Source organism: Pseudomonas viridiflava, from assembly GCF_900602065.1.
In the GTDB taxonomy this organism is placed as follows: domain Bacteria; phylum Pseudomonadota; class Gammaproteobacteria; order Pseudomonadales; family Pseudomonadaceae; genus Aquipseudomonas.
Window position 1 is genome coordinate 103,652 of record NZ_UWFN01000310.1, and the last position, 21,252, is coordinate 124,903.

Sequence of the window (21,252 nt, forward strand, 5' to 3'; positions counted from 1 at the left end):
GTCAGATCTCCGCGTACATCCGCCCCGGATTGAATATTCCGTGGGGGTCGAGTTGAGCCTTGAGCTGGCGGTGATAGCGCAACAGGGTTGCAGGCAGCGGATGGAAAGGGCTGTCCTGCAGGCCTTGGCTGTAACACTGGGCGTGACCGCCTGCCGCACTGACCGTGGCGCGAATCGTCGCGCCGTCGGCATCGGATTTCAGCCAGCGTTGCGCTCCAGCCCAGTCGATCAGTTGCTCGCCGGGTACATCCAGAACGTCGGTGTTATTCGGCAGTGACAGGCGCCATAGTGGTGAGCCACTGGAGAAAAAATCCAGCTGGTGTTCGTTGAGCTCCTGCCAGTACGCGGGGTCGATGCGCTCGCCGCCAAGCCGCTCATGGGCGGCTGCCACCGAGCCTTCGCCGCCTTCAAGGCGCAGGCGCAGCACGCCGTTTTCAAAACTTGCCGCGCTGATGGGCAGCGGTTGCTGGCCCCATTCCGCCAGGCGTGCCAGAGCGCGACTACTGTCCATTTCCAGGGCAATGCTGCTGCACAAGCGGGGTTTGGGCAGGACCTTCAGAGAGACCTCTGTCAGTACACCCAGACAGCCAAAGCTACCCGCCATCAAGCGGGAAAGGTCGTAACCGGCGACGTTTTTCATGACTTCGCCGCCAAAGCGCAAATGCTTGCCCAGCCCGGTGATCACTCGGGTGCCCAGTACGAAATCGCGCACAGAACCGGCCCACGGGCGGCGAGGCCCGGACAGGCCGCTCGCGACCATGCCGCCGACGGTGGCTTCGCCAAAATGCGGAGGCTCGCACGGCAGCATTTGCCCGGCGGCATCCAGCGCCGCACACAACTCCTGCAGGGGCGTTCCGGCGCGAGCAGTGATGACCAACTCGGTGGGGTCATAGCTGACGATGCCGCTGTGCGTGCGGGTATCGAGTATTTCTCCTGCTACTTCGCGGCCGAGAAACGCTTTGCTGTTGCCCCCCTGAATACGCAGCGGTGTCGCCGTTTGCAGCGCCTGATTGACTTGCTCCAGCAGCGCGGCGCTGGTGTCAGCGTCTGGGTTATGAAGAAGCGGATCAGCAATCATCAGAAGCGCTCCAGTTCAGGGAAGGGCAACTTGCCCATGTGCACATGCATCGCGCCGAATTCGGCACAGCGGTGCAGGGTCGGGATGTTCTTGCCGGGATTGAGCATGCCACCGGGGTCGAAGGCGGCTTTCACTGAATGGAACAAGGTCAGCTCGTCACTGTTGAACTGGGCGCACATCTGATTGATCTTCTCGCGCCCCACGCCATGCTCGCCGGTGATGCTGCCGCCGACTTTCACACAGAGTTCGAGAATCTTGCCGCCCAGCGCTTCGGCACGATCCAGTTCACCCGGTTGATTGGCGTCAAACAGGATCAACGGGTGCATGTTGCCGTCACCGGCATGGAACACGTTGGCAACCCGCAGGCCGTATTCCCCGGACAGCGCGGCGATGCCTTGCAGAACGCCGGGTAACTCCCGACGCGGTATGGTGCCGTCCATGCAGTAATAGTCCGGAGACAAGCGACCGACGGCTGGGAAGGCGTTTTTACGACCGGCCCAGAAACGGACGCGTTCGGCTTCATCCCTGGCCTGGCGAAGCTCCGTGGCACCGGCCCGGGTCAACACCTCACGAACCCGTTCGCAGTCGTCGTGGACGTCGGCCTCAACCCCGTCCAGCTCACACAGCAGTATCGCTTCAGCGTCCACCGGATAACCGGCATGGATGAAGTCTTCTGCGGCGCGAATCGCCAGGTTGTCCATCATCTCCAGACCGCCAGGGATGATCCCGGCAGCAATAATGTCTGCCACGGCCCGGCCGGCTTTTTCCACTGAGTCGAACGCGGCCAGCAGTACTTTCGCGACTTGCGGCTTGGGCAACAGTTTGACGGTCACCTCAGTGATGATGCCGAGCATGCCTTCGGAACCGGTGAAAAGTGCGAGCAGGTCGAAGCCCGGTGAGTCCAGTGCCTCCGACCCTAGCGTCAGGTGTTCGCCCTCGACGGTGAGGATGTCCACCTTGAGCAGGTTGTGCACGGTCAGTCCGTACTTCAGGCAATGCACGCCGCCTGCGTTTTCCGCAACGTTGCCACCGATTGAACAGGCGATCTGCGAAGACGGGTCCGGCGCGTAATACAGTTCATAAGGTGCTGCGGCCTGGGAGATCGCCAGATTACGCACGCCAGGCTGGACGCGGGCAGTGCGTGCGGCGCGGTCTATTTCGAGGATTTTGTTGAAGCGTGCCATCACCAGCAGCAGGCCTTGTTCCAGCGGCAGTGCGCCACCGGACAAGCCAGTGCCGGCCCCTCTGGCGACCACCGGCACCTGCAGGCGGTGGCAGATCTTCAGCAGGGTCTGCACTTCTTCAAGATGGCGTGGCAGGGCCACCAGCATGGGCGTGGTGCGATAGGCCGACAACCCGTCGCACTCGTATGGGCGCAGTTCCTCCGCGCGATGGAGGATGTCCAGGTCCGGCAATTGGCGTTGCAGCTCAGCCAGTAGCAGTTGTTTGTCGACAACCGGCAGCACGCCATCGACGCGCTCGTCGTAGAGAATATTCATGATGCGTCGTGACCCTGTGTTGTTTTTATAGGGCAGTCCTGGAACATCAGGCAACTTGCATCATTAGGGGTTCCAGGCGGATCTGTCCATGTTTTCGATTCGCCCTTTAGTCTGAGCCGCGATTGACAGCGGACCGGCAATCGCGCAATTTACGTATTGCGTAAATAAATTACGAAGAATAATAAGAAATGACTCAGCCCTTGGACCTCTTCACTTATTACCGCTCGACCTCCAGTTACCGGGTTCGCATTGCCCTGGCACTCAAAGGCCTGGATTACAACGCGATCCCGATCAATCTGATTCGCGATGGCGGTGAGCATCTCAAACCTGAATACCGGGCGATAAACCCGCAAGGCCGTGTGCCCGCGCTGCGCGTCGAAGACGGTGTGGTGATCACTCAATCCACGGCAATCATCGAATACCTCGAAGAGCGTTATCCCGAACGGCCACTGCTGTCGGCAAGTATCGAAGTACGAGCCCGACAGCGCGCAGTGGCATCCTTGATCGCCTGCGATATTCATCCGTTGCACAACGTCTCGGTGCAGAATCGTTTGCGAGCGCTGGGTCATGGCGAAGATGAAGTGATGCAGTGGATTGGCCACTGGATTCGTGAGGGTTTTGCGGCGGTCGAGCAGATGATTGGTGCCGAGGGGTACTGTTTTGATGAAACAGTCCCGAGCATCGCCGATGTTTATCTGCTGCCGCAAATTTACGCAGCCCGCCGCTTCAACGTCGACATGACCGCATGCCCACGCATTCTGAGGGTTGAAAAACTCGCGCTGGACCATTGGGCATTTCAGGTTGCGCATCCCGATGCGCAACCGGACAAGCCGGAGTAGTCTGTCCTTATGAAAATTCTTGGCCTGCAACTGATTTTTGGTGATTTCCTCGCTCGCAGCGTGCGAGGTATCCCGTGTGCGCCGCCCGCTGGAAAGTGACGTTCAAACCGCGTTAATCCACTTTCCAGCAAGGAGCCAGACCATGGCTGATTTATACGAGAACCCGATGGGCCTGATGGGTTTTGAGTTCATCGAGTTCGCTTCGCCAACGCCTAATACCCTTGAACCTGTATTTGAAATCATGGGTTTCACCAAGGTGGCGGTGCACCGCTCCAAGGACGTCGTGCTGTATCGCCAGGGCGACATCAACATCATCCTCAACAACGAACCGAATAGCCCCGCCTCCTATTTTGCCGCCGAGCACGGCCCTTCAGTGTGCGGCATGGCGTTTCGCGTCAAGGATTCCCACAAGGCTTACCAACGTGCTCTGGATCTGGGCGCGCAGCCGGTGGAAATCGCCACAGGGCCGATGGAGCTAAGGCTGCCAGCCATCAAGGGCATTGGCGGCGCACCGCTGTACCTGATCGACCGTTTTGGCGAAGGCACCTCAATCTACGACATCGATTTCAACTTCATCGAAGGTGTGGATCGTCATCCGGTAGGCGCGGGGCTGAAGTTCATCGATCACCTGACCCATAACGTGTATCGCGGGCGCATGGCCTATTGGGCGAACTTCTACGAGAAGCTGTTCAACTTTCGCGAGATTCGCTACTTCGACATCAAAGGCGAGTACACCGGCCTGACCTCCAAGGCCATGACGGCGCCGGACGGCATGATCCGTATTCCGCTGAACGAGGAGTCATCCAAAGGGGCAGGGCAGATTGAAGAGTTCCTGATGAAGTTCAACGGTGAAGGCATCCAGCACGTGGCGTTCTTCACCGATGACCTGATCAAGAGCTGGGATGCGCTTAAAGCGATTGGCATGCGCTTCATGACTGCGCCGCCAGAGACCTATTACGAAATGCTCGAAGGCCGTTTGCCGAACCACGGCGAACCGGAAGCCGAATTGAAAAGCCGCGGCATTCTGCTGGATGGCTCATCTGATGGCGGCGAGCGGCGCCTGTTGCTGCAGATATTCTCGGAAACCCTGATGGGCCCGGTGTTCTTCGAATTCATCCAGCGCAAGGGTGATGACGGGTTTGGCGAGGGCAACTTCAAGGCGCTGTTCGAGTCGATCGAGCGCGATCAGATCAAGCGTGGGGTATTGGCAGTGGAATAAACAGGCTCGGATACTGACCTGGAGCGCGTTTTAACTGTGGAAGCTATGCTTGTCCGGGATTGGGTTAACACCCGATCGCGAGCAAGCTCTGCTCCCACAAGTAGAGCGCGTTCACACACCTCTAGAGTTGGAAATAAAGGCCTGTGGGAGCTGAGCTTGCTCGCGATGGGTTGTTAACCGGGTCTCAGGCACACACTGCCTTCCCGGTTAAAACCGATTAAAGATATGCCCTGCATCAACCCTCAAATATCGCGACATCGCCACCCATCCGCGCGCTGATCACTTGCGCCGTTGCTCTTAGCCGTTGCGCTGCTTCGGCCTGGCGCTCGTCAGTGAATACCGACGCCGAGCCGACCATGGTGATCACCCCGGCCAGTTTGTTGCCAACGCTGAAGACCGGCGATGAAACCGCATTCACTCCGGCCATCAACAAACCGCGAATCTGATGCACGCCGCTGCTGCGAATGTCATTCAGGTGCTGCTCGATTTCGAGCAACTGCGCAGCCTTGAGACGCGCCGACTCTGCACTGCGCAGTTCGCTGGTTTCGCTCGCGCCGAGGAAGCTTTCGAACACCAGCCCTGTCGAGGAGCCGAGTAACGGCAGCACCGAACCGACCTGAGTCACCAGCGTCACCGCGCCACTTGAAGGCTCGACGTAAACCACGGTCGGCCCCTTGTTGCCCCAGACCGCCAGGAAGCAGGTTTCATTGAGTTCATCACGCAGGTTTGCCAGATGGGGTGCCGTGATTTTCAGCACGTCCAGATTGCCGACCGCCGCCAGGCCGACATACAGCGCTTCGCGGCCTAAGGCGTAATGGTTGGTGACCGAGTCCTGCTCCGCAAAACCGCTGGCAATCAGTGCCTGCAAATAGCGATGCACCTTGCTGGCGGGCATGTCCACATGCTCAGCGAGCTTTGACAGGGAGGTAGCAGGGGCCAGTTCTGCCAGAGCCTTGAGGATGCCCATGCCCACTTCGGCGGCCTGCACCTTTTGCTGACGCCCGCCTGTGGGGCTTTCGATATCTGCAGTCATTTCGGTGGGGGCTACGCTGGTCTGAGAAGGCTGCTTTTATAGCTTGACCGGCCTACAAACTCAAATTACGTTATGCGTAATCGTTTTCTGTCAGGTGTAATTTTTTAGCTTAAACAAAACACGATCTTCGAATTTGAAACGCATTTTTCTGTAGGAGCTGCCGAAGGCTGCGAAGCATTTATCCAGACACATCGCCATCGCAGCCTTCGGCAGCTCCTACAGGTGACTTGTTTGGGCGATCTCTTATAAAAACAAGAAGAGGTTCCGATGGTTACTCATCCGTCTCCGGAGTCGCTGATCTATCAGCCTGGCTTCGGTAACCAGTTCAGCAGTGAAGCGCTGCCTGGCGCATTACCAGTGGGTCAGAACTCGCCGCAGAAACATCCCTTGGGTCTGTATGCCGAATTGCTTTCGGGCACCGCGTTTACCGTCCCGCGCGCAGACGCTCGCCGAACCTGGCTCTATCGCATAAAACCATCGGCCAGCCATCCGCAGTACCAGCGCCTGGATCGACAGATTGTCGGTCAGCAAATGGGGCCGATCACCCCCAATCGGCTGCGCTGGAATGCCTTTGATATTCCGGATGATCCGACTGACTTCATCGATGGCCTGCACGTCATGGCCAGCACCCACACTGCCGATCAGACCGAAGGCGTCACGCTTTATAACTACTGCGCCACGGCCTCGATGCAGCGGATTTTTTTCAATGCCGACGGTGAATGGCTGATCGTTCCGCAACTGGGGCGCTTGCGCATCGTTACTGAGTTGGGGCTGCTGGATATTGCTCCGCAAGAAATCGCCGTGCTGCCTCGCGGCATGCGCTTCAGTGTGCAGTTGCTGGACTCCACCGCCCGGGGATACGTCTGTGAAAACCATGGCGGTGCGTTGCGCTTGCCAGAGTTGGGGCCGATTGGCAGCAATGGCCTGGCCAACCCCCGGGATTTTCTCGCGCCCTGCGCATGGTTTGAGGAGCGCGATGAGCCTGTCACGCTGGTGCAGAAGTTCCTTGGCGAACTGTGGGCCACGCAACTGGATCACTCACCGTTCGACGTAGTGGGCTGGCATGGCAATAACGTGCCTTACAAATATGACCTGCGTCGTTTCAACACCATCGGCACGGTCAGTTTCGATCACCCGGACCCCTCGATTTTTACCGTGCTGACATCGCCAGGTGCCGTACACGGTCAGGCCAATATCGACTTTGTGATCTTCCCGCCGCGCTGGATGGTCGCCGAAAACACCTTCAGGCCGCCCTGGTTTCACCGCAACCTGATGAATGAATTCATGGGCCTTATCGAAGGGGCGTACGACGCCAAGGCAGAAGGCTTCATGCCTGGCGGCGCGTCGCTGCACAACTGCATGAGTGCCCATGGGCCGGACAATGCCACATCGGAAAAAGCCATTGCCGCACAACTGCAACCGCACAAGATCGATAACACCATGGCCTTTATGTTCGAGACCGGCAAGGTGCTGCGTCCTAGCCTGCACGCGCTGCAATCGCCGCAACTGCAAACCGGTTACGACGCCTGCTGGACGGGCATGGCCAGGACGTTCAATAAGGAACTACCGAAATGAATACGCCCGCTTACAGCCGCAGTTGGGTGGTATCTGCCAACGGCCATGCTGACTTCCCATTACAGAATCTGCCGTTGGGCATCTTCAGTCGTGGCGCCTCCGCCAGACGAGGCGGTGTTGCCATAGGCGACTCTATTTTCGACCTGCAGGCAGCGTTGCAGGCAGGGTTCTTCACCGGTGCCGCACGGGACGCCGCGCAGGCTGCCAGTCGCGATCAGTTGAATGATTTTTTCGCTCTGGGGGCGCACGGGCGCAAAGCGTTGCGCAAGGAATTGCTGCACTTGCTGGACGAACACAGCCCGCAGCGTTCGCGCCTTCAGGCGTCCAGCGAGTTGCTGTTGCACCCGATGAGCGAATGTCAGCTGCACATGCCGGCACGCGTGGGTGATTACACTGATTTCTACGTCGGCATTCATCACGCCATGAACGTCGGCAAGCTGTTCCGGCCGGACAATCCGCTGTTGCCGAACTACAAGTACGTGCCCATTGCCTATCACGGACGCGCTTCGACGCTCGGTGTGTCCGGCGCTTCGATCAAGCGGCCCAATGGCCAGACCCTGCCGCCAGGCGCGGAGGCCCCGCAGTTCGGTCCGAGCAAGCGCCTGGATTATGAGCTGGAAATGGGTGTCTGGGTCGGTCCGGGCAACAGCGATGGTGAGCCCATCGGGATCAGTGACGCGGCGCAGCATATTGCCGGTCTTTGCCTGCTCAATGACTGGTCTGCCAGGGATCTGCAGGCCTGGGAATACCAGCCGTTGGGGCCGTTCCTGTCAAAGAGCTTCGCGACGACGATTTCCCCTTGGGTAGTGACCGCTGAAGCACTGGCGCCGTTTCGCAGTGCCCAGCCTGCGCGCCCCGAGGGTGATCCGCAGCCGCTGCCGTATCTGTTCGATGAAACGGACCAGCAGGCGGGCGCGCTGGATATCGAACTGGAGGTTTTGCTGCTGACTCGACAGATGAAAGAGCAGGGACTGCCAGCGCAGCTTTTAGCCTGCAGCAACACCCTGAACATGTACTGGACCGTGGCGCAGATGCTGACTCACCACACTGTGAATGGCTGCACGTTGCAACCCGGCGATCTACTCGGCACCGGAACCCTGTCCGGACCGCAACCGGGGCAATTCGGCAGCCTGCTGGAAATGACCGATGGCGGTAAGCACGCCATTGATTTGCCTGGCGGTGAAGTACGGCGTTTTCTCGAAGATGGCGATGAAGTCATCTTGCGCGCCCGGTGTAAGCGGGAAGGGCAGGTGTCGATCGGGTTTGGTGAGTGTCGGGGGACTGTTATCGGTTAGGTTCTGCCAGCGAGCGGCGTTTGCAAGAGGTTGCCCAGTTCCCCGATGTAACGCTTTCGCTCGGCAAGCATTGGACCTGTAGGAGCTGCGGTCAGGTGGATGATTGCGCAAACCCCGCCACCAACGAGCCACTCCTTGGCAAGAACTTCCCTTGCCGCTCACCCTGCGCCTTCCCGTCCGCGTAGCTCAATTGGCCATTCACCCAGACCCCGTCGATGCCTTCGGCGGCGCGTTTCGGGTCCTTGAAATCTGCCACGTCGCGCACGGTGTCCGGGTTGAACAACACCAGGTCGGCCCAGTAGCCCTCGCGGATCAGCCCGCGCTCATGCAAGCCAAAGCGCGCTGCTGACAGGCCCGTCATTTTGTGCACCGCGGTATGCAGCGGGAACAGGCCCAGATCCCGACTGAAGTGGCCAAGCACGCGGGGGAATGCTCCCCATAGCCGTGGGTGTGGAAACGGGTCTTCGGGCAATCCATCCGAGCCGATCATCGACAGCGGGTGGCTCATGATTCGCTCGACGTCTTTCTCGTCCATGCCGTAGTACACAGCGCCCGCGGGTTGCAGCTTGCGGGCGGTGTCCAGCAGCGACAGTTGCCAGTCGGCGGCGATGTCTTTCAGGTCGCGGCCACTCTGATCCGGGTGCGGTGTTGACCAGGTAATGGTGATGCGAAAGGCATCGGTGACTTGTTTAAGGTCCAGCGTCGACGAGCTGGCGGCGTAGGGATAACAGTCACAGCCCACCGGATGATCCAGAGCTGCCTTTTCCAGTGAGGCGAGTAATTGCGGGCTGCGTCCCCAGTTACCGGCGCCGGCGCATTTCATGTGGGAAATCACCACCGGCGATTTGGCGTGACGACCAATGTCGAATGCCTCATCCATGGCTTCCAGCACAGGCTCGAATTCGCTACGCAGGTGGGTGGTGTATACCGCGCCAAAGGCCGTCAACTCCTCGGCCAGTTGCTTCACTTCAGTGGTTTCCGCCGAGAACGCCGAGGCGTACGCCAGACCGGTAGACAAGCCCAATGCACCGGCCTCAAGGCTGTCGCGCAACTGGGCGCGCATGGCACTTATTTCTTCCGGGCTGGCGCTGCGCTGCAGGTCATCCATATGGTTGCTGCGCAGCGCCGTATGGCCGATCAGCGCGGCGACATTGACCGCTGGATGGGCCGCGTCCACGGCATTGCGATAGTCGCTGAAGCGCGGGTAAACGAATGCGGCGGCAGTGCCCAGCAAGTTCATCGGGTCCGGCGGGTCTCCAGCCAGTGAGACAGGCGCAGCACTGATCCCGCAGTTGCCGACAATCACGGTGGTGACGCCCTGACTGATCTTGGGCAGCATCGCCGGATGGCGAATCACCACGGTGTCGTCGTGGGTGTGTACGTCAATGAACCCGGGGGCCAGAACACGGCCAGCAGCATTGATCTCTTGTTTCGCCGAGACGCCATCGAGGCTGCCGATGCGCTGGATGCGGCCTTCTCGTATCGCCACATCAGTACGCACGCCAGGGGTATTGCTGCCATCGATCACCAGCGCGTCGCGAATGATCAGGTCATAAAGCATGGTTCAGTCTCCAAGCGGCAAGCCGTCTTCACCGCCGCGGTAGTCATCGAGGGCGAGCTTGATGCGTCGCAACCGTTCCTGATTGTCTTCCGGGGCGAGCAGGGCGAGTTCGGTCGCCAGCACATCAATGGTCAGCAGCATGCCGTAGCGTGCTGCTGTGGGTTTGTAGATGAAATTGGTTTCGGCAATCTGTAGCGGCAACACCACGTCGGCGAGCTGGCCCAGCGGCGAGTCGGGCAGGGTAATCGCGAGGATTTTCGTGCCGTAGCTGCGGGCCAGTCGGGCCGCTTCCAGCAGTTCCGGGGTTCGACCACTGAGGGAGCAGGTAATCACGCTGTGTTCCGGGCCGAGCGTTGCTGCGATCAGGCGCATCATCACCGGGTCACGGCAGGCGGCAATGGGATAACCCAGGCGCACCAGACGTGTCTGCAATTCTTCACTGCACAGGCTGGAGCAGCCGCCCATGCCGAATGCATGAATCATCCGCGCCTCGCTCAACAGCTTGATGGCTGTGGCGAAGCGCGACTCATCAAACCCTGCCAGATGCTGGCGCAGGGTTGCTTCGATATCGCCGACGATCTGCGTGAAAAATGCCGATTGTTCCGGGGCCTGCTCAGGATTGAGGAAGCGATTGCCGACCGTACTGGCTTGCGCCAATTGCAGGCGCAAGTCGCGCAGGTCCCGGCAACCAATATTGCGGGCAAAGCGCGAGAGTGTTGCGCTGCTGACTTCCGCCCGGCTGGCCAGCTCATCAAGGCTGGCGCTGGCGGCAAATGCCACGTCGCTGAGGATCAGTCTGGCAATCCGGCTTTCGCCAGCGCTGAGTGAATCCTGACGCGCGCGGATCTGGTAAAGGATGTCCACTCAGAGCACCTGCGCCAGACCCAGGGTCAGGGCGAATGCCACGATGGAAATCAACGTCTCCAGCACCGTCCAGGTTTTGAAGGTTTGCGCGACTGTCATGTTGAAGTACTCCTTGATAAGCCAGAAACCACCGTCGTTCACGTGGGAAAAAATCACCGACCCCGCGCCTGTCGCCAGCACCAGCAATTCCGGATGCGGATAGCCAAGGCCCAAGGCAACCGGCGCAACAATCCCGGAGGCGGTGGTCATGGCGACCGTCGCCGAGCCGGTGGCGACGCGCATGAGTGCGGCGAACAGCCAGCCCATCAGCAGCGGTGACAGGTGAAACTCTTGCGCCAGACCGACAATTTCGTTGGTCACGCCACTGTCGATCAGGATTCGGTTCAAACCGCCGCCCGCGCCGACCAGCAGCGTGATACTGGCCGTGGGGGCCAGGCATTCGTTGGTGAATTTCAGAATCGAATCGCGATTGAAGCCCTGCGCGATGCCCAGCGTCCAGAAGCTTAGCAAGGTGGCCAGCAGCAGGGCGATGACCGAGTTGCCGATGAACAGCAGGAAGCTGTTGAAGCCACTGCCTGGCGTACTGATCAGGTTAGCCCAGCCACCCAGCAGCATGAGGAAGACTGGCAGCAGAATAGTGGTCATGGTCATGCCGAAACTTGGCAGCTTTTCACGCGGTTCACGGTCCAGAAACTGTTTACCCAAAGGGTTCTCGGCGGGTAACTGAATACGTGGCACGATGAATTTTGCATACAGCGGACCCGCGATAATCGCGGTCGGAATGCCGATCAGAATCGCATAGAACAAGGTTTGTCCGACCGATGCCTGATAGGCCTGAACCGCCAGCATCGCTGCCGGATGGGGAGGGACCAGCGCATGGACCACCGACAGCCCCGCGACCATCGGCAGCCCGACCATCAGGATCGAAACGCCGACCCGGCGTGCGACGGTGAAAGCGATCGGCACCAGCAGTACGAAGCCGACCTCAAAGAACAACGGCAGCCCGACCAGAAAGGCAATGCAGACCATGGCCCAATGGGCATTACGCTCGCCGAAACGATCAATCAGGGTGCGCGCGACCTGCTCGGCGCCTCCGGACTCGGCCATCATTTTGCCAAGCATGGTACCCAGTGCTACCACCAGCGCGATGTGTCCCAGCGTCTTGCCGACACCGGCCTCATAAGAGGCGACCACGCCACTGGCAGGCATCCCGGCGACCAGCGCCAGACCGACAGAAACCAGGGTGATGACAATGAACGGATTGAGGCGATAGCGGGCTATCAGAACGATCAATGCAATGATCGCGACAGCGGCGTAAACCAACAGCGAAAGACCAGCGGACGGCGGCATAGAGCGGTTCCTTGCAGAGAATGGAAGTCGAATGGCTCAGCACGGACTGAATCGTCAGTGAGGAGGCGTTTCGGAAGAACTCGGCAGAGGTATCGCTAAAGGTTTGTACGCTGGAGTAAGGGAAGGGCAACGGCGATCACAGGTCATCATTATTTTTATCTCTGTTTTCGTGATGAAAATAAATTACACGAATACAAAAACAAAAATCAATATATGAAAATAGTTTTCTGGCTGGGCTGTTTTGATGATGAGTATGTGGGAGCAGAGCTTGCTCGCGATAAGGCTGGAAACGATTAGCCTGAAACCTGCGGCGTCCTTGGCAAGCTCTGCTCCTGTCAAACCAAATGCAATTAGCTGATTTGGAATGCTTGTTGTAGGAGTGAGCTTGCTCGCGATAGCGTCAGGTCAGACGGTAATTCCTCAACAGGTCTACCGTTATCGCGAGCAAGCTCACTCCTACAGGTCCGTGTTTATTGCGCGACGGGGGCGCTCCTGCAGGATTGCGCCACCTAAAATTCATGAGGCAGACAAATACTTTGTCTACCCGCTAAACCGCTCCCGGTAAGCCATTGGTGTCACTCCCAATCCGCGCAAGAAGCTGCGCCGCATCGTCTCTTCACTGCCAAACCCGCACCTGGATGCGACACGTTTGACGGGCTGCGAACTGGCCGCTAACAAACGTCGGGCCGCTTCGACGCGCAGTTGCTCAATGGCTTTGGCCGGGGTGATGCCGGTTTGCGCGCGGTAATGGCGGACAAAGCTGCGCTCACTCATGCCCATCCGTGCGGCCAGCGAGGTGACGCTGAGGTCGCTGGTCAGGTTTTCGATAATCCAGCCATGCAGATCGGCAAAGCGTGCGTCGTCCGTAGCGTTTGCCTGCTGCATCGACAGGGTTGCGCTAAATTGCGACTGGCCACCCGGTCGTTTGAGGAACACCACCAGATGGCGAGCGACCGCCAGCGCCAGGGCGTGGCCCAGATCCTCCTCGACCAGTGCCAGCGCCAGATCGATACCCGCAGTAACGCCGGCCGAGGTCCAGAAGCCATCGTCGTTGATGAAGATGGGATCGGGATCGACCTTTAATGCGGGGAACCGCCGGGCCAGTGCCTCGCAACTGTCCCAGTGAGTCACCACCCGACGACCGTCCAGCAAGCCGGTTGCGGCGAGCAGAAAGGCGCCGCTGCACACCGAGGCAACCCGTCTGCTTGCACCGGCTCGCTCGTGCAGCCACTGCATCAACTCAGCATCGCTGGCAGCCAGTTGCACGCCACGGCCACCGGCCACGATCAATGTGTCGCTGTGCTCACTGGCAGGTGGCAGTGGCCAGGTCAACAAACCCAGCCCCGCCGAAGACTCAACGGCCTGCTCCTGCGTGGCGATGACTTTAATCTGATAAGGCGTCGGCAAGCCTTGCTGTTGGGCCTGAAGATTGGCTGAGGCAAAAACCTGCAGGGGGCCGCAGACGTCCAGAATCTGAACATCGGGAAACGCCAGGATATGTACGGCTCTGGGTTGTTCAGTCATGAACGTCATCTGCAAATGTTTGGCGTGAAAGGTGGGGTATATGGCGTATCCGCCAAAGCCTAAATGGCTACAGTGATTGCGTCTACCCAAACTTCAGGCGAATTTCAGATGACGTTACATATTGGCTTGCTCGTATTTCCCAAGGTGCAACAGCTGGACCTGACCGGTCCTTACGATGTGTTTGCCACCGTGCCTGACGTAACGGTGCATTTGATCTGGAAGGACCGCGATCCTCTGCTCTCCAGCACCGGCTTGCAACTCAGGCCCACCCAGACTTTCGCTGAGTGTCCGCCGCTGGACGTACTCTGTATTCCGGGCGGGCAGGGTATTGATGTGCTGCTGGAAGATGAGGAGACTCTGGCGTTCATCCGCAAACAAGCGCAGACCGTGAGCTACCTGACCTCGGTGTGCACGGGCGCCTTGGTGCTTGGCGCTGCCGGCCTTCTGAAAGGCAGGCGCGCAACGACTCACTGGGCGTCGCATGACTTGCTAATGAGTTTTGGTGCTATCCCCGTGCATGAGCGAGTGGTGCGCGACGGCAATCTGTTGACCGGTGGGGGAGTAACCGCAGGGATTGATTTCGCCCTGACGCTGGTTAGCGAATTGTTCGGAGAGGTACAGGCTCAGACGGTGCAGTTGCAATTGGAGTACGCGCCAGCACCGCCTTTTGATGCCGGGCATCCGCTGACCGCCCCGTCTGAAGTATTGGCCCTGGCGACCGAGCGAGCCCGGAACTCCATGGCGCAACGTCGTGCAATCGTGGCGCGTATAACAACGAAACCTTGAACGCCCTATTCGGTGATTTCGTACCAGCCGAGGAACATGTCCAGCGTCGACTCGATGACATTGGTTTGCTCTTCGGCGCTGAGCACGGGTTTGTTGAAGGTGACTTGCGGCCAGAACACAAACCCCTTGAGCAGCCCGTGCATCTGAGTGGCGGCGAACGTCGGGTTTGCAGGCTTGAGACGGCCATCGGTCTGGGCGTCTCGGATCCACACGGCGAAAGTTTCTTCACGTTCATCCAGCCGCGCGAGCCAGATCTGGGCGCGTTCGGGGGAGTGAATGGTAGCGCCCAGCGCAACTCGGGCGAGGTCGAGGCAATTAGGATCAGAGAGGGTCTGCATCTTCGCCTGCAACATGCCGCGCAATTGATCTCGCAAGGGCACACCGGGCCGGTAGATCGAATCCGGGATTTCACCGATACGGCACCACAGCCGCTGGAGGATTTCAGCGAACAACTCTTCCTTGCTGGGGAAATGGTTGTAGACCGTACGCTTTGACACCTCGGCTCGTGCCGCGATGCGATCCATGCTGGTCACTTCGAACCCGGTATCGCGAAACTCGGCAATGGCTGCCAGCACGATAGCTTCGCGTTTTCGGTCAGTGAGTCGCAGGGGAGCAGTCATAGGTCTCGCTTCAAACAAGTGTTTTGATAAAAAGTACACCCGGCAGTTTACTTGTCATCGCTGATGATGCAAGCTTAAAACTACACTGTGTAGTGTAAAACTAGGTTACACATTATCTTCCTTTTCCGCTATTGCAAAGCGGAGGCGATGATGAGCAGCGCGGCAAACTCCCGGAGTCAGCAGACCATGTCAAAGATCACAGAGAATTCGTCAGCTCAGCCTTTACCGACCCTGAAGAAGCACGAGGGGCGGTATCGCAACCCCGTGCCCATGAGTCGCATGGGCTTTTTCAAAACGCTGGGGATTTTCTGGAACATGACCTTCAAGAAACCATCGGTCACACGTCCTTCGGGGGAAATTCCAGTGCAACCATTATCGCGTCAGCAGCTCCTGGCTGCTCCGGACTACACGGTCTACCGCCTTGGGCATTCCACCGTGTTGCTGAAAATGCGTGGGGTATTCTGGCTGACAGATCCTGTTTTTGCCGAACGTGCTTCACCCGTGCAATGGGCGGGGCCACAGCGTTTCCATCAGCCACCGATCAGCATTGAAGAACTGCCGCCCATCAAGGCAGTGATCCTGTCGCACAATCACTACGATCATCTTGACCATATGGCTATCAAAGCACTGGAGGCCAAGACCGAGCACTTCCTGACGCCTCTGGGTGTTGGCGATACTTTGATGGAGTGGGGCGTGCCTGCGCACAAGATCACTCAACTGGACTGGTGGCAATCCACGGAAGTGCATGGCATGCAGTTTGTGGCGACGCCTTCCCAGCACTTTTCCGGGCGCACGCTGCTGGATGGCAACCGCAGCCTGTGGGCATCGTGGGTGATGCACGATGAACATCAGCGAATTTTCTTCAGCGGCGATACCGGTTATTTCGATGGCTTCAAAACCATCGGCGAGCAGTACGGCCCGTTCGACCTGACCTTGATGGAAACCGGCGCCTACAACGTCGACTGGCCAGATGTGCACATGCAGCCCGAAGAAACCCTGCAGGCGCATATCGACCTGCGCGGGCGTTGGTTGCTACCGATTCATAACGGCACCTTTGACCTGGCGATGCACGCCTGGCATGAGCCGTTTGATCGCATCATTGCCCTGGCATGGGAAAAGAACGTCTCAATCACCACGCCACAAATGGGCCAGCCGTTTTACGTGCAATACCCGTGTCGCGGCAACGCGTGGTGGCTGGGTATGGAAGGTGTGCGGGAAGTGCCGCTGGAAGATAACCGCGGTTTTCAGTACGTGCGGCGCGATGCTTGAGGTCTGTCTGTACAGGCGAACTTGCTGTCACTGACTCGCTGTCACAGAAATACGCGGAACCCTGTGGGAGATTCTATGTTTGCTTGCAATCCCGTAGGACCGGCCGGGCGGCGCTCCGCTTTAGCCGGGAGAGCTATTTCTGACGAGGAATATGTAGTGAATGTCCCGACGCCCTCCCGGCTAAAGCGGAGCGCCGCCCGGCCAGTCCTACGGAATAGCGCGGTCTATGTGGGAGCGGTGCTTGCCCGCGAAGAACGATAACGCGGTTATACCTGCCCCACCGCAGTGCCTGAATCGCAGGCAAGCGCGCTCCTACAGATTCGGTGATCGTCTGTGGGGTGCTTGCCCGCGATCGAGCTTGAAATTATCGCGGGCAAGTACCGCTCCCACATGAGATCACTAGCATCACCCTCAGCCCTGCTTCGGATCCGGCGGCGTAGCCGGTCTTGGCTGTTCGCCTTTTTCATTCATCTGCTTGTTCTTCTCGCCCACCTTGCCGGCGTTTTCCGGCTTGTGATCAAGGTCTTCGCGGTCCGATTCCTGGTCTTTCGGTTGTTCAGTCATCACGGCGTCTCTCTTGTTTGTTGTCGGTAGAGATTGGGCAACGCCGGGTCGACAAGATTCGTATTATTTTTCAGCCCATCACACCCGTTCCGTCATCGCCGCCAACGCCACCGAAGTCGCCGCCGTCCGCGTTTCCACACCCAGCTTGATGTAGATATGTTCAAGGTGCTTGTTCACCGTGCGTGGGCTGAGTTGCAGGATGTCGCCGATGTCTTTGTTGGTCTTGCCGCAGGAGACCCAGCGCAGTACTTCGATTTCTCGTTCGGTGAGCTGGAAGCGGCTGGAGAGTTTGCCGTAGGCAGGTTTGTCGTCGAAGCCCAGGCTGGCGGATTGCGAGGCGCTGCGGGCTGATTGCAGGATGCGCGCGGTGCGTAGGTGAGAGGCAACGCGGGCCAGGACTTCGTCGCAGACGATGGGTTTGGTCACGTAGTCGATGGCACCCGCTTCGAAGCCTTTGACCACGTGCTCGCTGTCGGTCAGGGCCGTCATGAACAATACCGGGATGTTGGCGCTGTCCGGTTGCGCCTTGATCCTGCGACAGGTCTCGAAACCATCCAGGCCGGGCATCATCGCGTCCAGCAGAATCAGGTCAGGGCGTCTGCGCTGAATCCGGTTAAGCGCGCTGCTGCCGTCCAGGGCCACCAGCACCATGTAACCCGCTTCATCCAGCGCGTCCGAAAGCAGCGCCAGATTATCCGGGGTGTCGTCGACGATCAGGATCACGCCGTTATCAGCGGGTTGGGTCAGGGCGTTCATTGAGGGCCTCCTTCAGTTGCAGGCTGAGTTCATCCAGGCGAAAGCCCTTGGCAAGGGTTCGCAGGTCGGCGATGAAGCTGGCGCTGTTGATGCTGTCGCGTTCGATGGCGTCGAGTTTGGCCTGAATACCTCGCACATAGCCCAGGCCGCATAACTCGTATAAATCAAGCAGGTCTTGCCGAGGAGGCAGAGTCCACGGCACTTTGACCACCGACACGGCGCGCAAACGACGCAACCACTGCAGTTGCAAGTGGTGCTGAATCCGGTCCAGCAGTTGCTGGATGTGCACGGGCTTGGCCAGGTAGTCATCGCAGACCTGGGGCACGCTGCGCTCCTTGTCGTCGGTGAACGGGTTAGCGTTGGCGGAAATGATGATGATCGGTGCCAGCGACAGCGCGTTGCGGCGGATCAGGCGGCTGGTTTCCCAACCGTCCATGTCCGGCATCGACAGGTCCATGAGGATCAGGTCCGGGTGCAGCAGTGATACCTGACGAATCGCTTCCTGACCGTTCGCAGCCTGGGCCACTTCAAAACCCAATGGCGCGAGCATGCCGCTGATCACCTTGCGATGTTCGATGTGGTCGTCCACCACCAGAATCAGCCGTCGCTCACCCTCATAACCCATGACGTCGTGGTCGACGTGGATTACCGCCTTGGGCACGCGTACTTCGGACAGAAACAGGCGGACCTGAAAGCGCGTGCCTTCGTCCGGCTGGCTGGTGACGGACAAGGCGCCGCCCATCAACGAGGTGAGCATGCGCGTGATGGTCAACCCCAGGCCGACGCCGTTGTCCTGACGCACCAGGCCGCCGCGTTCGAAGGGCTGGAAGATCCGTTCGATCTGCTCGGGTGCAATGCCGATACCGGTGTCGATGATGTCGAATATGGCGGTTTCCCGGCGATAGCTGACCCGCAGACAGACTTCGCCGCTGTCGGTGAAATTCACCGCGTTGCCCAGCAGATTGATCAGGATCTGCCGCACGCGCTTTTCGTCGCCGCGGACCACAGCAGGCATGCGGCCCACTACGTCCAGGCGAAACGTCAGGCCCTTTTCTCGCGCTGTCGGGGCAAACATTTGCTCCAGATCGTGGAGGAATTCCTGAAAGAGGATTTCCGACGGCTCAAGGCGTAGCTTGCCGGCTTCGATTTTGGCGACATCCAGCAAGCCGTCGATCAGCGAGAGCAGATGCGAGCTGCTGCGCAGGATGGTCGCCAGCGGGTCTTGTTGATGAGACGGTGTAGTGGGATCACGCTGCAAAATCTGGGTGAAACCGAGAATGCTGTTCAGCGGCGTACGCAACTCATGGGAAAGGCCGGTGACGTAGCGGCTCTTGGCCGCGTTAGCCGCTTCCGAGGCTTCCTTGGCAGCCTGCAACGCCTGATCGGTCCTGTCATGGGCGTCGATTTCCTGCATCAGCAGTGACGTCTGACGATCCGATTCTTCCAGTGCGACGCGTCGACTTTCCCGCGTTAGCACCACCCACCAGGCGAGGATCCCGGCAAACACGCACAGGGTGAAAAACGCTTTGAGAAAAGCCAGGAATAGCGTGTGGTGCACGGCGGGAGATTGATCGATCAGGCTGTGGGACACCTGGCCGTAGATCACCGCCAACGCCCCGGAAATGGTCAGCAGCAGGACGGTCAGCAAACCCAGGTATTGCGCCAGCCGGGTATGCAGGTAGTGCAGAGGCAGTTTCGGCCACAGCGTGCTGACCATGTCTTCGAACTGCATCGACAGCCTTGCGCGACGTTTGCACTGGTCGGCGCAGCGCGCATCCAGCGAGCAGCACAGCGAACAGATCGGTGAGCTATAGGCCGGACAGTAGGCCATGTCCGGCGTCTCGAATTCATTGCTGCACAGGCCGCAACGCAAGCTGGTCTGTGGCCCGGCAGGGAAGAGTTGCAACGGGTCACTGGTGCGCGCGATGTAGTACTTGCCTTGGGTCCACCAGGCGATCAACGGTGCGGCGATCAGCGCGGTCGTCAGGGAAATCAGCGGCGGGGCGGCTTGGGCCAGCTCACCAAATGCCCCGAAATGGGCACTGATCGACAGCAATGACGCAATCGACATGGCCCCCACGCCAACGGGGTTGATGTCATACAGATGCGCGCGTTTGAACTCGATGTGTTTCGGGGAAAAGCCCAACGGCTTGTTGATCACCAGATCAGCCACCAGCGTGCCTATCCAGGCAATCGCGACGTTGGCGTATAGCCCCAACACTTGTTCGATTGCATCGAATACCCCCAACTCCATCAGGATCAGTGCGATGGCGACGTTGAACACCAGCCACACCACGCGGCCCGGATGACTGTGAGTGACGCGGGCAAAGAAGTTCGACCAGGCCAGCGAACCGGCGTAGGCATTGGTCAGGTTGATTTTGATCTGGGAAATGATCACGAACAGCACCATGGCTGCCAGCGCCCATTCAGGTGAGCTGAACACGTAACGGAAGGCGACCAGATACATCTGCGTCGGTTCTGCTGCGCGCTCGATGGGTACTTCGTGCTGCAGAGCGAGAAAAGCCAGGAAGGCACCGGCCATGATTTTCAGCGCGCCGGGGATGATCCAGCCGGGACCTGCCATCAGCAGTGCGGCCCACCAGCGTTTGCGGTTCTTTCGGGTTTTTTCCGGGAGAAAGCGTAAATAGTCGACCTGTTCGCCGATTTGCGTCACCAATGACAGCGCGACGCTGAAGGCTGCACCAAAGAACAGCAGATTGAAGGTGCCGCCTTCGCCTTCACGCCCGGCAAAGGTCGTCAGGTCGGTGAGGGCTTCGGGGTTTTTCCAGATCACGAAGATATACGGGACCAGCAACAAGGTCAGCCATAACGGTTGCGACCACATCTGTAAACGGCTGATCAGGGTGATGCCATAGGCGACCAGCGGGATGACGATGATCGAGCAGATCACGTAGGCCATGGCCAGCGGGATCTGGAAATACAGCTCGATGGCCAATGCCATGATTGCCGCTTCCAGGGCAAAAAACAGGAAGGTGAAACTGGCGTAGATCAGCGACGTGATAGTCGAGCCGATGTAGCCGAAACCCGCGCCACGGGTCAGCAAGTCCATGTCTACGCCGTAGCGGGCCGCGTAATAGCTGATGGGCAGGCCGGTCAGGAAAATCACCAACGCCGTGGCCAGAATCGCCCACAAAGTGTTGGTGAAGCCGTAACTCATCACCAGCGCACCGCCGATGGCTTCCAGTGCCAGAAACGAAACAGCACCGACGGCGGTGTTGGCGATGCGGAACTCCGACCATTTGCGGAATGATTTGGGCGTGAAGCGTAAGGCGTAGTCCTCCATGGTCTCGTCAGCGACCAGGCTGTTGTAATCGCGACGTACCTTGACGATGCGTTGGGAGCCGGAGCGTCGCACTTGGCGTGTTCCTGAAAAGGATATTTATGGTTATGGGTTGCCAA

General features: G+C 58.9%; 17 protein-coding genes. 6 read left to right on the forward strand and 11 right to left on the reverse strand.

Going from position 1 to position 21,252, the window contains the following annotated elements:
- Window position 1: 1 nt before the first annotated feature.
- Both glcE and glcD read right to left on the reverse strand, forming a co-directional pair.
- Complete coding sequence (gene glcE / locus EE949_RS22940; protein ID WP_122666376.1) at window positions 2-1,078, reverse strand: glycolate oxidase subunit GlcE; 1,077 nt, start codon at window positions 1,076-1,078, stop codon at window positions 2-4.
- Window positions 1,078-2,577 (reverse strand): glycolate oxidase subunit GlcD, encoded by a 1,500-nt coding sequence (gene glcD / locus EE949_RS22945; protein ID WP_122666377.1) that lies wholly within the window; start codon window positions 2,575-2,577, stop codon window positions 1,078-1,080. The genes glcE and glcD overlap by 1 nt, the downstream gene beginning before the upstream one ends.
- A gap of 200 nt (window positions 2,578-2,777) precedes the next feature.
- Here glcD and maiA point away from each other — a divergent pair, with 200 nt between their 5' ends.
- Together maiA and hppD are read left to right on the forward strand one after the other, a co-directional pair.
- Window positions 2,778-3,416 carry a maleylacetoacetate isomerase gene (gene maiA, locus EE949_RS22950; RefSeq protein ID WP_122666619.1) on the forward strand — a complete coding sequence of 213 codons (639 nt, stop codon included), beginning with the start codon at window positions 2,778-2,780 and terminating at the stop codon, window positions 3,414-3,416.
- Between the two features lie 142 nt (window positions 3,417-3,558).
- Window positions 3,559-4,635 (forward strand): 4-hydroxyphenylpyruvate dioxygenase, encoded by a 1,077-nt coding sequence (hppD, locus tag EE949_RS22955; protein WP_122666378.1) that lies wholly within the window; start codon window positions 3,559-3,561, stop codon window positions 4,633-4,635.
- Window positions 4,636-4,870: 235 nt separating this feature from the next.
- On the opposite strand, the gene EE949_RS22960 is transcribed toward hppD, so the two are convergent.
- Window positions 4,871-5,668, reverse strand: a complete 798-nt coding sequence (locus EE949_RS22960) for an IclR family transcriptional regulator (RefSeq protein ID WP_122666379.1) — start codon at window positions 5,666-5,668, stop codon at window positions 4,871-4,873.
- Between the two features lie 267 nt (window positions 5,669-5,935).
- Between EE949_RS22960 and hmgA the strand changes: the two genes are divergently transcribed.
- Window positions 5,936-7,243, forward strand: coding sequence for a homogentisate 1,2-dioxygenase (gene hmgA, locus EE949_RS22965; protein ID WP_122666380.1), 1,308 nt, complete (start codon window positions 5,936-5,938; stop codon window positions 7,241-7,243).
- The gene (gene fahA, locus EE949_RS22970; protein WP_122666381.1) at window positions 7,240-8,538 is read left to right on the forward strand and encodes a fumarylacetoacetase; all 1,299 of its coding nucleotides are present in this window, start codon (window positions 7,240-7,242) and stop codon (window positions 8,536-8,538) included. Before hmgA ends, fahA begins: the two co-directional genes overlap by 4 nt.
- Before the next feature lie 91 nt (window positions 8,539-8,629).
- Here fahA and EE949_RS22975 read toward each other — a convergent pair whose 3' ends face one another.
- The 4 genes from EE949_RS22975 to EE949_RS22990 all read right to left on the reverse strand — a co-directional run bounded on the left by EE949_RS22975 (window position 8,630) and on the right by EE949_RS22990 (window position 13,837).
- Window positions 8,630-10,099, reverse strand: coding sequence for an N-acyl-D-amino-acid deacylase family protein (locus EE949_RS22975; RefSeq protein WP_122666382.1), 1,470 nt, complete (start codon window positions 10,097-10,099; stop codon window positions 8,630-8,632).
- A gap of 3 nt (window positions 10,100-10,102) precedes the next feature.
- The gene (locus tag EE949_RS22980; protein ID WP_122666383.1) at window positions 10,103-10,963 is read right to left on the reverse strand and encodes a MurR/RpiR family transcriptional regulator; all 861 of its coding nucleotides are present in this window, start codon (window positions 10,961-10,963) and stop codon (window positions 10,103-10,105) included.
- On the reverse strand, window positions 10,964-12,313 hold the full coding sequence (locus EE949_RS22985; RefSeq protein WP_122666384.1) for a GntP family permease: 1,350 nt from the start codon (window positions 12,311-12,313) through the stop codon (window positions 10,964-10,966).
- Between the two features lie 540 nt (window positions 12,314-12,853).
- The gene (locus EE949_RS22990; protein ID WP_122666620.1) at window positions 12,854-13,837 is read right to left on the reverse strand and encodes a GlxA family transcriptional regulator; all 984 of its coding nucleotides are present in this window, start codon (window positions 13,835-13,837) and stop codon (window positions 12,854-12,856) included.
- A 108-nt stretch (window positions 13,838-13,945) separates the two neighbouring features.
- Between EE949_RS22990 and EE949_RS22995 the strand changes: the two genes are divergently transcribed.
- Window positions 13,946-14,623, forward strand: a complete 678-nt coding sequence (locus EE949_RS22995; RefSeq protein ID WP_122666385.1) for a DJ-1/PfpI family protein — start codon at window positions 13,946-13,948, stop codon at window positions 14,621-14,623.
- Window positions 14,624-14,628: 5 nt separating this feature from the next.
- Here the strand turns inward: EE949_RS22995 and EE949_RS23000 are convergent, their stop codons facing one another.
- Window positions 14,629-15,243 (reverse strand): TetR/AcrR family transcriptional regulator, encoded by a 615-nt coding sequence (locus tag EE949_RS23000; protein ID WP_122666386.1) that lies wholly within the window; start codon window positions 15,241-15,243, stop codon window positions 14,629-14,631.
- 186 nt (window positions 15,244-15,429) lie between these two features.
- On the opposite strand from EE949_RS23000, the gene EE949_RS23005 reads away from it, so the two are divergent.
- Window positions 15,430-16,512 carry an MBL fold metallo-hydrolase gene (locus EE949_RS23005; protein WP_122666621.1) on the forward strand — a complete coding sequence of 361 codons (1,083 nt, stop codon included), beginning with the start codon at window positions 15,430-15,432 and terminating at the stop codon, window positions 16,510-16,512.
- Between the two features lie 411 nt (window positions 16,513-16,923).
- On the opposite strand, the gene EE949_RS23010 is transcribed toward EE949_RS23005, so the two are convergent.
- The 3 genes from EE949_RS23010 to EE949_RS23020 all read right to left on the reverse strand — a co-directional run bounded on the left by EE949_RS23010 (window position 16,924) and on the right by EE949_RS23020 (window position 21,208).
- Entirely contained in the window at window positions 16,924-17,076 is a 153-nt protein-coding gene (locus EE949_RS23010) for a hypothetical protein (protein ID WP_122666387.1), read from the reverse strand.
- Window positions 17,077-17,154: 78 nt separating this feature from the next.
- Entirely contained in the window at window positions 17,155-17,832 is a 678-nt protein-coding gene (locus EE949_RS23015) for a response regulator (RefSeq protein WP_122666388.1), read from the reverse strand.
- Window positions 17,807-21,208 carry an ATP-binding protein gene (locus EE949_RS23020; protein ID WP_122666389.1) on the reverse strand — a complete coding sequence of 1,134 codons (3,402 nt, stop codon included), beginning with the start codon at window positions 21,206-21,208 and terminating at the stop codon, window positions 17,807-17,809. Before EE949_RS23020 ends, EE949_RS23015 begins: the two co-directional genes overlap by 26 nt.
- Window positions 21,209-21,252 lie beyond the last annotated feature (44 nt).

Bases quoted from the DNA above. Each gene is read 5' to 3' on its own strand.
- EE949_RS23015 (WP_122666388.1), bottom strand. From the start codon at position 17,832: ATGAACGCCCTGACCCAACCCGCTGATAACGGCGTGATCCTGATCGTC.
- EE949_RS23000 (WP_122666386.1), bottom strand. From the start codon at position 15,243: ATGACTGCTCCCCTGCGACTCACTGACCGAAAACGCGAAGCTATCGTG.
- fahA (WP_122666381.1), top strand. From the start codon at position 7,240: ATGAATACGCCCGCTTACAGCCGCAGTTGGGTGGTATCTGCCAACGGC.
- EE949_RS22995 (WP_122666385.1), top strand. From the start codon at position 13,946: ATGACGTTACATATTGGCTTGCTCGTATTTCCCAAGGTGCAACAGCTG.
- glcD (WP_122666377.1), bottom strand. From the start codon at position 2,577: ATGAATATTCTCTACGACGAGCGCGTCGATGGCGTGCTGCCGGTTGTC.
- glcE (WP_122666376.1), bottom strand. From the start codon at position 1,078: ATGATTGCTGATCCGCTTCTTCATAACCCAGACGCTGACACCAGCGCC.
- EE949_RS23010 (WP_122666387.1), bottom strand. From the start codon at position 17,076: ATGACTGAACAACCGAAAGACCAGGAATCGGACCGCGAAGACCTTGAT.
- EE949_RS23005 (WP_122666621.1), top strand. From the start codon at position 15,430: ATGTCAAAGATCACAGAGAATTCGTCAGCTCAGCCTTTACCGACCCTG.
- EE949_RS22985 (WP_122666384.1), bottom strand. From the start codon at position 12,313: ATGCCGCCGTCCGCTGGTCTTTCGCTGTTGGTTTACGCCGCTGTCGCG.
- EE949_RS22960 (WP_122666379.1), bottom strand. From the start codon at position 5,668: ATGACTGCAGATATCGAAAGCCCCACAGGCGGGCGTCAGCAAAAGGTG.
- hppD (WP_122666378.1), top strand. From the start codon at position 3,559: ATGGCTGATTTATACGAGAACCCGATGGGCCTGATGGGTTTTGAGTTC.
- hmgA (WP_122666380.1), top strand. From the start codon at position 5,936: ATGGTTACTCATCCGTCTCCGGAGTCGCTGATCTATCAGCCTGGCTTC.
- EE949_RS22975 (WP_122666382.1), bottom strand. From the start codon at position 10,099: ATGCTTTATGACCTGATCATTCGCGACGCGCTGGTGATCGATGGCAGC.
- EE949_RS22990 (WP_122666620.1), bottom strand. From the start codon at position 13,837: ATGACTGAACAACCCAGAGCCGTACATATCCTGGCGTTTCCCGATGTT.